Raw genomic sequence first — 13722 nt, 5'->3', positions numbered from 1 at the left:
CGGACCGCGGCCGGAGACTGCGCAATTGGTCCGCACCGGCAAAGCCCGCGCCGATTCACTAGGGTCCGAGGGTGCGTATCGAGACCGACGGCCGCCCCGCGACGGCCGCAGAGCTGTTCGGCACCTACGGCCATTTCACCGCCATGCAGGTGCGCGACGGCGGGGTCCAGGGGCTGTCGCACCATCTCGGCCGGCTCGACGCGGCGCACCGCGAGCTGTTCGGGTGCGAGCTCCTGGGCGAACGGGTCCGTGACCTGGTGCGGCACGCCCTGGCCGGCACCGCCGATGCTGCCGGCACCGCCGATGCCTCCGTGCGGGTCCTGCTGCGCGACGCCGAGCGGGTCTCGGTGTCGGTCGCCGAACCGAACCAGCCGCCCGCCGCCCCGCAGCGGCTGCGGTCCGTGCAGTACCTGCGCCCGTTCCCGCACCTCAAGCATCTGGGCAGCTTCGCGCAGCTCGAGTGGGCGCGCCGGGTCCGCCTCGACGGGTACGACGACGCCCTCCTCACCGCGCCCGACGGCGCCCTCGCCGAGTCGTCGATCGCGAACATCGGGTTCCTCCGGGACGACGGCGTCGTCGTCTGGCCGGATGCGCCGCAGCTGCACGGCATCGCCATGCAGCTGGTCGAAGCCACCACGCCGTCGACCCGGCGTGTGGTGCGGCGCGACGACATCGCCACGTTCGCGGGCGCGTTCCTCGTCAACTCGATCGGCGTCGCCGCCGTCGCCTCTATCGACGACGTGCCGCTCCCCGGGCCCGGGCCGCTCCTCGCCGGAGTGGTGGAGCGTCTCGCCGACGTCCCGTGGGAGCGCGTGTAGGCGGTGCTTTCGACGGCGTCGCGGACCGTGGCGTCGCGGACCGCCACGTCAGCCGGCGGCGTTGGCCGCCTCGAACTTCTGGCGGGCCCTGGCGATCTCCTCCTGGTGCTCCTCGGACCAGCTCACCAGGGCCTGCGTGGTGCCGAGCAGCGTGCGGCCCAGCGCGGTCAGCTCGTACTCCACGCGGGGCGGCACCTCGGGGTACACGGTGCGCCCGACCAGGCCGTCCCGCTCGAGGTTGCGCAGCGTCACGGTCAGCATCCGCTTGCTGATCCCGTCGATCTCCCGGACGAGCTCTCCGAACCGGAGCGTCTTCTCGTCCAGCAGCGCGATCACCAGCAGGGACCACTTGTCGGCGATCCGGTCCAGGATCTGCCGGACCTGACAGTCCTCGCGGGCGTCCCACTGGAAGGGGTCACGGTCGAACCTGCACGCCTCCGCGTCCTCCCGACCGACGTGCCCGGTGATGGCGTGCGTGGTGCTGACGTGCTTGGTTCCCTCGAGGGAACCGGGTGACGTCAAAGTGCCTTCTTGTGCCATCCGTCGATCGTGCCCAAGGATCGCCATGGTTACAAGTGGTAACCATGCAGGACTTCGAGCGAGGAGATCCTTGTGACAGACGTGCGAGATTCCGTGCGGCCGGCAGCGAACCCGCCGGTGAACCCGCCGGTGAACCCGTCGGCGAACTCGTCGGTGAACGCCGCACGAACCGGCTGGGGAGTGCTGGCCGTCGTCTGCGGTGCGCTGTTCCTCGAGGGGATCGACATCGCGATGCTCAACGTCGCGGTACCGGCCATCGCCGCCGACATCGGCCTGGCCACGGCGGACGCGCACTGGGTGATCAGCGCCTACGTGCTCGCCTACGGCGGCTTCATGATCTTCGGTGGGCGTACCGCGGACCTCCTCGGCCGACGCCGGACGTTCCTGGTCGCCCTCGCCGTGTTCGTCGCCTTCTCCGGGCTCGGCGGCCTCGCCGACGAGGCCTGGGTGCTGATCGTCGCCCGGTTCGTCACCGGCGCCACCGCGGGGTTCATGACGCCGGCGGGCTTCAGCCTCCTGACGACAAGCTTCCCCGAGGGACCCTTGCGCGACCGGGCACTGGCGATCTACGGAGCCATCGGGGCCGGCGGGTTCACGCTCGGTGTGGTGGCGGGCGGCTTTCTCACCGAGGTCGGCTGGCGCTGGGTGTTCTTCGCGCCGGTGATCGTGGGCGCCGCGCTCTGGATCGCCGGGCGGGCCGTCATCCGGCCGGACGTCCCCTCTGAGCTGCCCCGCCGCGGGTTCGACCTGGGCGGCGCGATCACCCTGACGTCGGCGATGGTCGCGCTGATCTACGGCGTCGTGGCGATCGGTGAGGGCGAGACGGCCACTGCCGGGGTCATGTCGTTCGTGGCCGCCGCCGTGCTCATCGGCCTGTTCGTGATGATCGAGCGCCGGGTGGCGGACCCGCTGCTGCGCCTCGCGGTGCTGCGCGAGGGTCTGCTGCTGCGGTCGAGCGCCGCGGGACTGCTGTTCATCGGGGCGTTCTTCGCGTTCCAGTTCCTGGTGACGCTCTATCTGCAGGAGTTCCGCGGCTGGTCCCCGATCGCGACGGGCCTCGCGTTCGCGGTCATGGGCCTGGACATGATCCTCGCTCCCCTGGTCACGCACCGGTTGGTCAAGCGGTTCGGCAACGCGCCGGTGATGGTCGCCGGGCTGCTCGCCGGCGCGGTGGCCTTCGCCCTCGCGCTGCGCATCGACGGCTCGTGGGGATACCTGGACCTGCTGCCGTCGCTCGTGCTGATCGGCGTGATGTTCGCGCTGGTGTACGGGCCGCTGACGGCCGCTGCCACCGCCGGCCTCGACGAGGCCGAGCACGGGGTCGCCGGCGGCGTCGTCTACACGGCGTTCCAGTTCGGTGCGGCGCTGGGCGTCTCGATCGCCACCATCGCGCTCGTCGAAGGGCACGCCGCGGACGCCGACTGGTCGGACTACCGGCGCGCACTGCTGGTTCCCGCGATCGGCGCGGCTCTGGCGCTGGCTCTCGGTATCTCGACCTGGGCCCGCGCCCGCCGAACCCGAACCCCTGTCTGACCCCCACCCCCGTTCGTCGAGCCTCCGTTGGCCGAGCCTCCGTGGGTCGAGCTTGTCGAGACCTCACCAGGTCTCGACAAGCTCGACCAACGGGTGCACTCGACCAGCGAAGTGCCGCTACCCGCAGAACTCGGTCAGCTTGAAGTTGCGCACCACCGTCTCTCCCTTGACGATCCGCGCGTTCTTCCACTTCGACGGGTACCCGTTGGCCGAGGCGAGCACCGTCAGCCGGTTGTTGGACACCCCCATCCAGCGGGCGTAACCCCCCTCCGGCCCGGTCACGAGCGTGATGTCGTACTTGGACCCGTCGACGACCACAAAGGCGCCCTCGAGCGGGACGGTCTCGTTGTCGCAGGTCACACCCGTCACCGTGCCGGCGATCCTGCCCCAGCTGGGCGACGGGGTGACCTTCATCGATATCTGCACCCGCGGCTCGTCGTACGGCGTACCGCCCGACGCGTAGACGCGCGCGGTGTAGGTGCCCGGCTGGTCCACGTGGCTGCTGTCGAGGCCGACCTGCACCTCCACCGACTGACCTGGTTGCAGCGTGAACGTCGATGGCTGGATGTCGAGCCACGGCGCGTCGACCGCGGCGTCGCCCGTCACGTTGAGCACCATGTGTATGTCCGGGTAGCCAAGCTCGGCGGCCGTGGCCGGGAAGTGAGAGGCGCAGTTACCCGCAAGGTACGACGGCGCCGTCTCCGGCTCGGCGTTGGAGCCGATGAAGAACGCGGCGTCGTAGCCGACGACCTCGACGACGAGCGTGCTGCCCGCCGGGGCGGTACCGGTGACCGGTACGTCGACCATCGTGGGGCCCTGCCGTTCCAGAGTCACGACGGACGAGCCCAGCAGGGTCATGTTCTCGTAGGTGACCTCCTTTCCGTTCAGCTCGTACAGGTTGACCGTGGCATCGGTGGTGACCTTGACGCTCTCGACGCCGAACGACACGTTCGTCACGGCGAACGCACCTTGGATCTCGAAGTCCTCCAGGGTGAAGGTCCGCATCCAGTTCGCCTCGCCCCACTTGCAGGCCACCGAGTTGTCAGGGGTGATGTCCTGCGACGACGAGTGCGTGATGGTGGTGCCCTCCGCCAGGAGGGACGGCGGGGCCGACGGCGTCACCGACCCGCCCGGACGCTCGCCGTTCCGCACGAAGCCGCCGCCGTCGTTCGCGGCGGTATCCCGGGCACTCTCGGCACCCGACGACGACGCCGTGCTCACCTCGGTCACGTCCCCGATGGCCCCCTTGAGGGCCCGGCTGCCCGTCGCCGACCCGAGGGGCTTGAACACGGCCAGCGAGGGAGCCACCTCGACGTCCGCGGGCGCGGTGCCCTCGTTCGTCACGGTGAAGCTGCCGGACCTGCTGCCGCCCAGCCGCACCTCCCTGGACAGTGCGGCCGGGGAGATCGTCAGGAGCGGCGCAGCGAGCTTCACGTCCTTGCGGACGACGGTGTCGGCGACGACCTTCACCTCTGCCTTCTTGCCCGTGTATTCCTTGGCCGCGTAACGGATCTGCCGCGCACCGAGCCGCGCGGAGAAGAACGAGTAGAACCCGCGGCCCACCGTGGGGTTCTCCGGGTCGAACGTCCTGATGCGCTGCTTGCCGACAGTCACCGCGGCTCCGTCGAGGCCGTCACCGGTGTTGCGGTCCCGGACCAACCCGGCAACGAGACCGCCATCGACCGCCACGCACCCGCCCAGGGCGACGTTGTCGATCTGCCACATCCCCCGCCACCCGCCGCTGTAGTGGAACCGGACCCGCACGTCGGACTGACCGTCCGCACTTGAGAGCGCGGCTATCGAGCCCCCTGCCTCGCTGGCCGGCTGGTGCAGCGACGACTCCCAGCTCTCGCCGCCGTCGAGACTGAAGTCCACGTCGGCGAAGCCGCCGACGGTAAATGGGCCGTTGTAGAGCTGGTCGAACTTCAGGAACGGCGCCGCAAGGTCGGACAGGTCGTAGGACCGCGACGTGAGCGTCGTGTCCTGCACCCCGCCATCGCCATGACCGGTGCTGTTCACCTCGGCGAACAGACCCAAGCCGCTGGCCCCGTTGCCGTACCCGAAGGGGTCGTCGAACGACCAGACCTGCCCGGTGCCCGCCAGGTCCTCGACGGTCCAGCCGTCGGGCACCGCGCCGGACTCGAACTCCTCGAGCGCTCTCGGCTCGGCCACGGCGTAGCCCGGAGCCGTGCACCCGGCGATGACGGACAGAGCGACGTCAGCGGACGCCGGCTCGGTGCCCAGCTCGACGGCCTGTGTGAACGTGGCGTACCCGGTCACGGCCGACTCGACCACCAGCGTGTGCGTCGTCGATTGCGGCAGCTTGAACGAGTACTTGCCCGTGAACGGGTCGGTCCAGGCGACGACGCTGCTCGGGGCGCCCTGTACGGAGATCTTGGCGTCGAGCGGCCAGCCGTGCCCGGAGCCGTCGGTCACGGTGCCGCTCACGATGGCGGTCGGCGCGGCCTCCAGGAAGATGTCCAGCGTGGTCGTCTCGCCCTCGACGACGTCGGCCTGGGCCGTCACGTCCAGGAATCCGAAGGCGGAGGCGGTCAGCTCGCGCGAGCCCTCCTCCAGACCCAGACGATAGGCACCTTCGGCGTTGGTGAGGTCCGAGCGCTCACCGGCAGCCGTGACCCGCGCGCCGGCGACGGGCTCGCCGTCGGGCCCCGTGACGGTACCGACGAGGATGCCGTAGCCGTCGATCGGCGCATTGCTGACCAGCGCCTCGACGTCGAGCTTGCCCTCGCCCCACACGTTGTTGTCGGCAAGGGTGTCGCCGCGGCAGGCGCTGTAGGCGGTGTCGATGGAGGTCTCGTCCAGCAGCTCCTTGGTGAACTCGATGTCGCCGATCAGCACCGGCGCGGCGCTCCACAGGAGCGCTACCGCGCCCGCGAGGTGCGGGGCCGCCATGGACGTGCCGCTGAACACTGCGTAGCCGCCTCCGGGCATGGAGGACCGCACCTCTTCACCGGGCGCGGCCAGGTTCGGCTTGATCTCGCCCTCCTCGCCCGGTCCCCACGCGGAGAAGTCGGCGATCTCGCCGCTCTCCCCGAACGCACCGGCCGAATAGGTGGCGACGTTGGCCCCGGGGGACGAGGCCGTCCCGCAGTAGCGCTCGTGCACGTTGCCCGCAGCCCAGGCGCCGAAGATACCGGCCGCCTCCCAGGCGGCGATCTCCTCGGACATGAAGTTGTCGATGACGCCCAGCTCCTGCAGGCCCCACGAGTTGTTCACGATGTGCGGGCGCTGCGCCGGGTCGGGGTCCGAACCGTCGATCCGGGTCGGCGCGAGGATCCACTGCCCGGAGGCGAGCAGGTTGGCCTCGGTGCAGTCGGCGACGCAGCCGTTCGCCGCGATCCAGTCGGCGCCCGGTGCGACACCGATCTGGTTGCCCTCGCCGTCGTCGCCCACCATCGTGCCCATCACGTGCGTGCCGTGATCGTGGTTGTCGCAGGGCGCTCCCTTGCACCAATCGTGCGAGTCGAACCAGTTGTAGTCGTTGCTCCGTCCCCCGTCTTCGTGGTAGCCGCGGTACTGCCGCACGAGCGCCGGGTGCTCGAGGTCGACGCCGGTGTCGATGCTGGCGACCGTGATGCCGTCGCCGGTGTACCCCATGTCCCATACCTCGGGGGCGCCGATGGCCTCCAGGCCCCACTCGATGGCGAGCGGCGCGTTCTTGGTCGGCGCCTCGCGCTCGACCGGCTCGATGAGCTCTGCGGCGATCCGCTCGTGGACCTGCTTGACCTCGCGGCTGGTGGCGACCTGCTCCGCCAGCTTCTCGGTGCCGTCCTCGACGAGGATCGCATTGCTGATCCAGTAGGACTCGTACTCCACACCGGCGGCCTTGAGATCTGCGACGACGCCCGCCTGGGACGCCTTCGCCGTGCTCGTCAGTGCGTCGTAGACGAACTGGCCACGCTCGCCCCAGTCCGCGATGTCCTTGGCCGGCTCCAGGTCCGGGGCGTCGGCGAACCGGATCCAGAAGTCTGCGGATTCCTTGCTACCGAACCGGGTCTGCACGGCCGGCGTGATCTTGTCCGCCGCCCGCTCCGGTGTGTCGGGGACATCATTCGCGACCGCGGGCCGTAGCCCCGCCGACGTCGGTGTGCTCGCGAGCGCAGGCGTCACGCCCACCCCTGTTGCCAGCAGCACGCCGACCGCTGCGAGAGCGGTGGGCGCGCGTTGCCGTGGCATGCGTCGTTGCATGAGTGCCTCCGGGGTGCGAGCGCCCCGCGCGGGGCGCAAAGACTGGCCCACGAATGTGGTCCAGATCACACTGTGCGAGCCGGAGGTTCATACGGCAATGAAGGGGCAGGGTGAACTGACCTGCGCCTGGTCGGAATGTCCTGGCCCGACGGCGGCGTTGGTGCGGACATGGACTTCAACCAGCAGATCATCGACACCTTCCGCGCCAACGGCGGAGAGGTCAACGAGCCCATTCAGTTCGGCAAGGGACTCGTGCTCGTACATGTACCCCGCAAGGACGGCAGCATCCGGATCGCACCGCTCGCGGCCATCCACGACGACGGTGCCTGGCACATCGTCGGGTCTGCCGGCGGCTCGCCCAAGAACCCCGCCTGGGTCTACGGCCTGCGCCGGGCCGAGCAGGTGGACCTCGAGGTCCCCGGCGACCCCGTCAAGACCCTGCAGACCAAGGTCGAGGAGATCACCGGCGACGAGCGCGACGCCTGGTGGGAGCGCTTCAAGGAGTTCTCGAGCGGCTTCGCCGCCTACGAGAAGACGGCGGAGGGACGGGTGTTCCCGATCTTCCGGCTCGTCGCCTGACGGCGCGTCACGCCGGAAGAATCACGCGGACCTGGGCCCGGATCTCCTGCACGACGTCGTCCACCAGGTTCGCGCTGTTCATGGTCGGCGCCATGGCGACGAACATGATCGCGGACACGATGTGCGCCAGCGCGGCGGCGTCCGGCGCGGTGCGGTCGTCGCGGAGCAGGACCGCGACGATCGCCTCCTCGGTCTGCACGGTCAGGCCGAGGGCCTCGCGGTGATGCGGTTCGGCGGGGTCGCCGAAGACGATCTCGCGCAGGTACGTGCGCCCGTTGTCGACCTGCTTGCGGTTGCACTCCACCACCGGCCGGACGATCGCCATCACCGCGTCGAGAGTGTCGGTGATGGCCTCGGCCGCTGCCTTGCCCTGTTCCAGCGCGTCGGCGTAGGTCGAGTTCTGCACGAGCAGCAGCAGCTCGCCCTTGGTCTTGGCGTAGAGGAACAGCGTGCCCGCCCCGATATCGGCCTTGTCAGCGATCTCCTGGGTAGTGACGTCGTCGACGCCGCGCTCGGCGAACAGCTCGCCGGCGGCGGCCACGATGCGTTCGAGCTTGGCCTGCTTGTTCCGCTCGCGCCGTCCGACCGGCTTGGAGGCGAGTGGCATGGCTGCCCTCCTTCGTCGCTGAGTGGGCTCGGTTCCGCCGGCGGTCATTCTTCCACGACGACCAGGGGCGCCCCGGCGCCCTGTAGCTCCGGGTAGAGCGCCTCCACCGGTCCGCTCAGTGCCGCCTTGACCTGTGCGGTCAGCTCGTCGCCGATGACCTCGTACTGGCCGGCCTCGACGGCGTCGTAGACCTTCGTCACGAGGTCGGCAGGCGCCATCTTGGGGCCGTCGGCGTGCGCGGCCATCCGGGTCTCGACGTAGCCCATGTGCACGCCCGTCACGTGCACTCCCTTGGGAGCGAGCTCCAGCCGCAGCGAGGTGGTGGCCGACCAGAGCGCGGCCTTGGCGGCGCTGTAGACGCCGCCGAAGCCGAGCCAGCTCGCGACGGAGTGCACGTCCACGAGGACGGCCCCGGGCGCGGCGGCCAGGATCGGTGCGAAGGCCCGCGCGAGGAACACCGGCGCGAAGAAGTTGATCTCCATGTTCGCCCGGATGTCCGCCTCCGTGACCTCCAAGAGGCTCGCGCTCGGCGGGTTCGCCCCCGCGTTGTTGACCAGGACGGTGACGTCGGGTGCCGCGACCACCGCGGCGTCGATCGACGTGCCGTCGGTGACGTCGAGGGTGAGTGGGACGATGCGTTCGTCGTCCCAGGCGCGGGGTGTGCGGGCGGTGGCGTAGACCTTGGCCGCGCCGCGGGCGAGAGCCTGGTGGACGAACTGGGTTCCGATGCCGCCGTTGGCTCCGGTGACCAGGACGACTGCTCCGTTGAGGGAAGGCATGCTCATGTTCTTTCTGTCGGTGGATCGCTGGTGGTGATCGTCGCGTGCAGCCGGTGGGTCACCGGCTGCACGGCGGGCGATGTCGTCATCGCTGGTAGTGCGGGAGCTCCTTGCCGTCCTTCACGTAGGTCAGCGCGTCGGTGACCTCGTAGGCGTGGACGGCAGACGCGTGCGGAGCCAGCACGTCGGACAGGCGCGCGACCTCGGGGCTCTCGAAGAAGGCCGTTCGCGCCGAAGCGTCTGCGAAGCCAAGGATGAGCGACGCGTGGAACTGCTGGTCTGCGGGGTTGTCGTGCGCGACATCCGGGGTGTCCCAGAGCTTCTCGTTCCAGGGCAGGAAGACCTGGGTCCGCAGCTCCCGGAGCTGCCCCGTGCCGGCGAGCGTGCTCGCGAGCTCGTCGAGGTGCTCGCGGAACGGGCCGGTCCGGACGCCGTCCCGTCGTCGGAGGTAGACCATGGCCCGGGCGCCGACCTGCTCGCCGGGCCCGGCGACGTCGTACCAGCGTGCCGAGTACGGCGGCCCGGCGTAGAGGAAGGTACGCCGGAAGACGTTGATCTCGTCCTGGTAGGCCAGCTTGGTCTGCTTGCGGCCCAGCAGCGGTGACAGGAGGGACGCGAACGTGACCTCGGCGACGCCGTCGATCCGGCGGTCGGCGGGGATCGCGGTCTGGACGCCGGGGGTCGCCGGCCACAGCCCGGGGTTGTGCTCGGCCATATGGATCTGGCGGTACTCCTCGAGGCCCGGGGTCGCGGAGATGATCTTCGAGTGCGGGCCCTTCCAGTAGTCCACGCCCGTCTGGCGCGGCTGGTCGGTGCGGAACCACAGCGGGATCGAGGAGACGAAGGCCTTCTTCGTCGACGCAGATGTCGCGGTCATGATGGTGCCTTCGTCCGAGTCGGTCGGTGGTATGTGGTCAGGCCGCGAGGAACTCGGCCGCGAGCGGGGCGAACTGCTGGTGGTACTGGAAGATGCCGCCGTGCCCGGAGTCCGGGTAGATGACGAGCGTCGAGTCCTTGATGCGGCGGTGCAGGTCCTCGGACAGGACGGAGGGCACCATGCGGTCGTTGTCGCCGTTGGCGATCAGGGTGGGTTGCGTGATCTTCGACAGGTCGGACGGCGCCGAGCGGCCGTACTTCTGGATCGCCTTGAGCTGCGTCCGGAAGCCCGTCAGCGAGATGTCCTTGTCGCGGTCGATCGTGCGTTCCTTGAGGCGGTTCACGAACGCGCGGGCAGCGGGCTTGCCCGTGGCGTTGCGGTTGAAGAACAGGAACTCCTTGGGGTCCTGCCGGGTCAGGGTCGCGCGGAGGATGTCGTAGTAGGTGACTCCCACGACCTTGTCCATGTCCTTGCCGCCTCGCGGCCCCGTGCCGGTCAGGACCAGCTTGCGGACCAGCTCGGGGTGCTTGACCACCAGGTCCTGCGCGACCATGCCGCCCAGCGAGAACGAGAAGATGTCGATCGTGTCGAGACCGAGGGCCTTGATGAACGTGTAGGCGTCGTCGGCCATCGCCTCGACGCTGTCGGGCACGCTGCCCGTGGAGCTGCCGACACCGCGGTTGTCGAAGGTGATGACGTGGCGGTCCCGCGCGATGGCGTCCACGATCCGGGGGTCCCAGTTGTCGAGGGTCGCGGCGAGGTGCACGAAGAAGACGACGGGGATGCCGCCCTTCGGACCGAGTTCCCGGTAGGCGAAGGTGACACCGCCGGCGTCGATCGTGCGGGCCGGGGCCAGCGCGTAGGACGTGATGACGTTCGATGTGTCGTTGGTGCTCATGGTGTTCTCCTATTTCCTGGTTCTGGTCTGGTTCTGGTCTGGTTCTGGTCTGGTTCTGGTCTGGTTCTGGGAGCGGTGAGGAAGAAGGGTGCGCAAGACCGGTCAGGCCCTGGTGATGACTGCCTTGCCGCGGGTTCCGCCCTTGCCGATCGACGCCATGGCGTCCACGGTCTGGTCGAAGTCGAAGACCCGCCCGACGACGGGACGCAGCACGCCCTTGTCGACGAGGGCGCCGATCTGGCGGAGCTGGTCGCCGCTGGGGTGGATGAAGAGGAACTCGTAGGTCACCCCGAGCCTCTTCGCCTGCCGGCGGATCTTGCTGCTGAGCACTGCCATCGCCAGGCGCAGCACCGGGCTCAGGCCTCGCTCGCGGGCGAACGCGGCGTCGGGCGGTCCGACGATCCCGATCACCTTGCCCCCCGGACGCAGCACTCGCAGGGACTTCTCGAGGCTCTCCCCGCCGACGCTGTCCAGCACCAGGTCGTACCCGTCCAGGACCTGCTCGAAGTCCTGGTTTCGGTAGTCGACGACGCTGTCGGCGCCGAGCTCCCGGACGAAGTCGATGTTGCCGGCGCTGACCGTCGTCGCGACCGTGGCGCCGAGGTGCTTGGCGAGCTGGATCGCCACGGTGCCGACGCCGCCGGCGCCGGCGTGGATCAGGACCCGCTGCCCGGGCTGCACGTCGCCCCGCTCGACGAGCGCCTGCCACGCGGTCAGCGCGACCAGCGGCAACGAGCCCGCCTCCTCGGGCGTCACCGTCTCGGGCTTGAGGGCCACGTCCGCCTCGTGCACCGCGATGCGCTCGGCAAAGGTCCCGATGCGGTCGGTGCGGGGCTGGGCGTACACCTGGTCGCCGACGCCGAGGTCCCGCACCTTGGCGCCGACGCCGATCACTGTTCCGGCGACGTCGCTGCCCAGGACCTGCGGCAGCTCGTACCGGAGGAACGCCTTGAACGCGCCCTGCCGGATCCTCTCGTCCACGACGTTGAGCCCGGCGGCCTGGACCTGGACCAACACGTCGTGCTCCCCGACGACAGGCTCGGGAACGTCCGCCTCGTGCAGCGGCTCCTGGTACTTGCTGACGACAAACGCGCGCATGGTGGCTTCCTTCGAGTCCGGGTCTGTCAACTCAGTTTCTGAGTTGCCTCAACTTTGAGCACACTCACTCTTATTGTCAAGAGATGGCGCGGGGAGACGCGCGTCACCACACCGCAAGCGCCGTCCGAACGCCGCCGAACGCCGCCGAACGCCGCCGAAAACGGGCAGAATGACTCCGGACATCCACCCGAGGAGGACGCCATCACCCGGTCACAGCGCGTACTAGTCACCGGAGCAGCAGGCCGCATCGGCCGCGCGGTCGTCGACGTGCTCGTCAGGGAGTCGGTGCCCGCCACCGCGCTGGTTCTGGAGGATCCGGGCGACCTGCCCGCCGACCGCGTCGTCGTGGGCGACGCCCGGTCGCCGGAGGTGGTGGCGCGGGCGATGGAGGGGGCCGACGGCGTCATCCATCTCGCGGCCATCCCGACCCCGCTCGACGACCCGCCGGAGGTCGTCTTCGGGACCAACACGCTGTCGACCTTCACCGTGCTCGACGCGGCCGGGCGCGCCGGCGTCCGCCGGGCGGTGATCGCGAGCAGCCAGGCCGCCTCAGGTCTCCCGTTCGCGGGGCGGGAGCTGCACCCGGTCTACGTGCCCGTCGACCAGGACACGCCCGACCAGGCCGCCGACGCGTACGCCCTCTCGAAGCGGGCGGACGAGCTCACCGCCGACATGATGGCGCGGCGGTACGGCATGCCAGTGGTCGCGCTGCGGTACCCGTTCATCGGCGGCACGGACGAGCGGCTCACCGAGTACGCGGACGCCGTGGCGAAGGATCCGGCGATGGGCGCAGGGAGCCTGTGGGCGTACCTGGAGACGCGCGACGCGCGGAGGCGGCCTGGCTCGCGCTCGACTGCGCCGCCGACGGCGCCGTCGTCATCCACGTCGCGGCGCCCGAGACGCTGGTGCCGGAGCCCACCGCCGACCTGCTGCGCCGCTACCACCCGGACACTCCCGTGCGGCGGCCGATCGAGGGGCGCGCGGTGCCCTACGACCTCACGGCCGCCGAGCAGGTGCTCGGGTTCCGGGCCAGGCACCACGTGGTCGGCACGCGGTAGCCGCCCGACCATCCCCGTCGGCAGCTCACGTCCGCGCTGGCCCTCGGGTCCATCGAGTCCAGAGGGCTCCCCCGTGCCGCCACGCCTACGTGCGCGTGACCGCCGGGTGGGTGTGCGCGACCGAGAGCAGGATCCTCGCTGTCCCGTCGCCGACCACCGCCCAGCGGTGCCGGATGTCTGCCGGGTGGCTGATCGCGTCGCCGGCACCCAGCCGCCAGGAACCCTCGCGCTCCAGCGTGACCTCTACCTCGCCGTCGATCACGTAGACGGTCATCTCGCCGTCGGACTCGAACCAGCCGCCGAGGTCGGCGCCGGGCTCGACGCGGTACTCGACCACCTCGAGCAGGTGGCCGGCGCCTCCGGACAGGAGCCGCCCGCTCGCCGCCCCGGATGCGTCGGAGACCTGCAGCTCACGCCCCTCGCCCTGGCGCAGCACGGACACGCCGCGCGGTGTGCTCACCGGCGGCATGAGCTGGCTCGGTGGCAGCCCGAGTGCGTGAGCGAGCCGGTAGAGGCTCGACAGCGACGGGCTCGTCTCGCCCTTCTCGACCTGGCTCAGGAACGGCTGGCTCATCTCGCTCGCACGCGCGAGGGCGCGCATCGAGAGCCCCGCGGCCTCGCGCGCCCGCCGGATCGCCTGCCCCACCGCGGTGCGGACGTCGTCAGTGGCGTCCGGATTCTTTAACACGGCCTTAACCACGACTCCTCGATCCTGATCCATGCTGA

12 protein-coding genes and 1 pseudogene are annotated in these 13722 nt (G+C 70.1%); 5 read left to right on the top strand and 8 right to left on the bottom strand.

Annotated features, from left to right (window positions below):
* The first annotated feature begins 71 nt into the window (after positions 1-71).
* Positions 72-818 (top strand): aminotransferase class IV, encoded by a 747-nt coding sequence (locus ACQEVI_RS19225; protein ID WP_432901712.1) that lies wholly within the window; start codon positions 72-74, stop codon positions 816-818.
* Positions 819-866: 48 nt separating this feature from the next.
* Here ACQEVI_RS19225 and ACQEVI_RS19220 read toward each other — a convergent pair whose 3' ends face one another.
* The gene (locus ACQEVI_RS19220; RefSeq protein WP_432901710.1) at positions 867-1340 is read right to left on the bottom strand and encodes a winged helix-turn-helix transcriptional regulator; all 474 of its coding nucleotides are present in this window, start codon (positions 1338-1340) and stop codon (positions 867-869) included.
* A 90-nt stretch (positions 1341-1430) separates the two neighbouring features.
* Between ACQEVI_RS19220 and ACQEVI_RS19215 the strand changes: the two genes are divergently transcribed.
* Entirely contained in the window at positions 1431-2891 is a 1461-nt protein-coding gene (locus ACQEVI_RS19215) for an MFS transporter (RefSeq protein ID WP_432901708.1), read from the top strand.
* Positions 2892-3008: 117 nt separating this feature from the next.
* Here the strand turns inward: ACQEVI_RS19215 and ACQEVI_RS19210 are convergent, their stop codons facing one another.
* Positions 3009-7088 carry a S8 family serine peptidase gene (locus tag ACQEVI_RS19210; protein WP_432901706.1) on the bottom strand — a complete coding sequence of 1360 codons (4080 nt, stop codon included), beginning with the start codon at positions 7086-7088 and terminating at the stop codon, positions 3009-3011.
* Positions 7089-7268: 180 nt separating this feature from the next.
* Between ACQEVI_RS19210 and ACQEVI_RS19205 the strand changes: the two genes are divergently transcribed.
* Positions 7269-7679, top strand: a complete 411-nt coding sequence (locus tag ACQEVI_RS19205; protein WP_432901704.1) for a nitroreductase/quinone reductase family protein — start codon at positions 7269-7271, stop codon at positions 7677-7679.
* Positions 7680-7686: 7 nt separating this feature from the next.
* On the opposite strand, the gene ACQEVI_RS19200 is transcribed toward ACQEVI_RS19205, so the two are convergent.
* The 5 genes from ACQEVI_RS19200 to ACQEVI_RS19180 form a co-directional block, all read right to left on the bottom strand.
* The gene (locus ACQEVI_RS19200) at positions 7687-8286 is read right to left on the bottom strand and encodes a TetR/AcrR family transcriptional regulator (protein ID WP_432901702.1); all 600 of its coding nucleotides are present in this window, start codon (positions 8284-8286) and stop codon (positions 7687-7689) included.
* A gap of 44 nt (positions 8287-8330) precedes the next feature.
* A complete protein-coding gene (locus ACQEVI_RS19195; RefSeq protein WP_432906016.1) occupies positions 8331-9065 on the bottom strand; it encodes an SDR family oxidoreductase in 735 nt (244 codons plus the stop codon).
* Between the two features lie 85 nt (positions 9066-9150).
* Positions 9151-9942 (bottom strand): strictosidine synthase, encoded by a 792-nt coding sequence (locus ACQEVI_RS19190; RefSeq protein ID WP_432901700.1) that lies wholly within the window; start codon positions 9940-9942, stop codon positions 9151-9153.
* A 37-nt stretch (positions 9943-9979) separates the two neighbouring features.
* On the bottom strand, positions 9980-10840 hold the full coding sequence (locus ACQEVI_RS19185; RefSeq protein WP_432901699.1) for an alpha/beta fold hydrolase: 861 nt from the start codon (positions 10838-10840) through the stop codon (positions 9980-9982).
* Positions 10841-10942: 102 nt separating this feature from the next.
* Positions 10943-11938: an NADP-dependent oxidoreductase gene (locus tag ACQEVI_RS19180; protein ID WP_432901697.1), complete on the bottom strand. Its 996-nt coding sequence runs from the start codon at positions 11936-11938 to the stop codon at positions 10943-10945.
* A gap of 267 nt (positions 11939-12205) precedes the next feature.
* Between ACQEVI_RS19180 and ACQEVI_RS19175 the strand changes: the two are divergent.
* Positions 12206-12622 (top strand): annotated as a pseudogene (locus ACQEVI_RS19175) (NAD-dependent epimerase/dehydratase family protein); the annotation flags it as partial.
* Between the two features lie 116 nt (positions 12623-12738).
* A complete protein-coding gene (locus tag ACQEVI_RS19170) occupies positions 12739-12996 on the top strand; it encodes a hypothetical protein (RefSeq protein ID WP_432901695.1) in 258 nt (85 codons plus the stop codon).
* A gap of 85 nt (positions 12997-13081) precedes the next feature.
* Here the strand turns inward: ACQEVI_RS19170 and ACQEVI_RS19165 are convergent, their stop codons facing one another.
* Positions 13082-13684, bottom strand: coding sequence for a helix-turn-helix domain-containing protein (locus ACQEVI_RS19165; protein WP_432901693.1), 603 nt, complete (start codon positions 13682-13684; stop codon positions 13082-13084).
* Positions 13685-13722: the final 38 nt, after the last annotated feature.

Source organism: Promicromonospora sp. CA-289599 (assembly GCF_050936155.1).
GTDB lineage: Bacteria > Actinomycetota > Actinomycetes > Actinomycetales > Cellulomonadaceae > Promicromonospora.
This window is presented reverse-complemented; position numbering and strand designations above follow the sequence as displayed.

What these genes read in the sequence shown, in the direction of transcription:
- ACQEVI_RS19210 (WP_432901706.1), bottom strand. Translation starts at nt 7,088, where the DNA reads ATGCCACGGCAACGCGCGCCCACCGCTCTCGCAGCGGTCGGCGTGCTG.
- ACQEVI_RS19205 (WP_432901704.1), top strand. Translation starts at nt 7,269, where the DNA reads ATGGACTTCAACCAGCAGATCATCGACACCTTCCGCGCCAACGGCGGA.
- ACQEVI_RS19200 (WP_432901702.1), bottom strand. Translation starts at nt 8,286, where the DNA reads ATGCCACTCGCCTCCAAGCCGGTCGGACGGCGCGAGCGGAACAAGCAG.
- ACQEVI_RS19195 (WP_432906016.1), bottom strand. Translation starts at nt 9,065, where the DNA reads ATGCCTTCCCTCAACGGAGCAGTCGTCCTGGTCACCGGAGCCAACGGC.
- ACQEVI_RS19190 (WP_432901700.1), bottom strand. Translation starts at nt 9,942, where the DNA reads ATGACCGCGACATCTGCGTCGACGAAGAAGGCCTTCGTCTCCTCGATC.
- ACQEVI_RS19185 (WP_432901699.1), bottom strand. Translation starts at nt 10,840, where the DNA reads ATGAGCACCAACGACACATCGAACGTCATCACGTCCTACGCGCTGGCC.
- ACQEVI_RS19180 (WP_432901697.1), bottom strand. Translation starts at nt 11,938, where the DNA reads ATGCGCGCGTTTGTCGTCAGCAAGTACCAGGAGCCGCTGCACGAGGCG.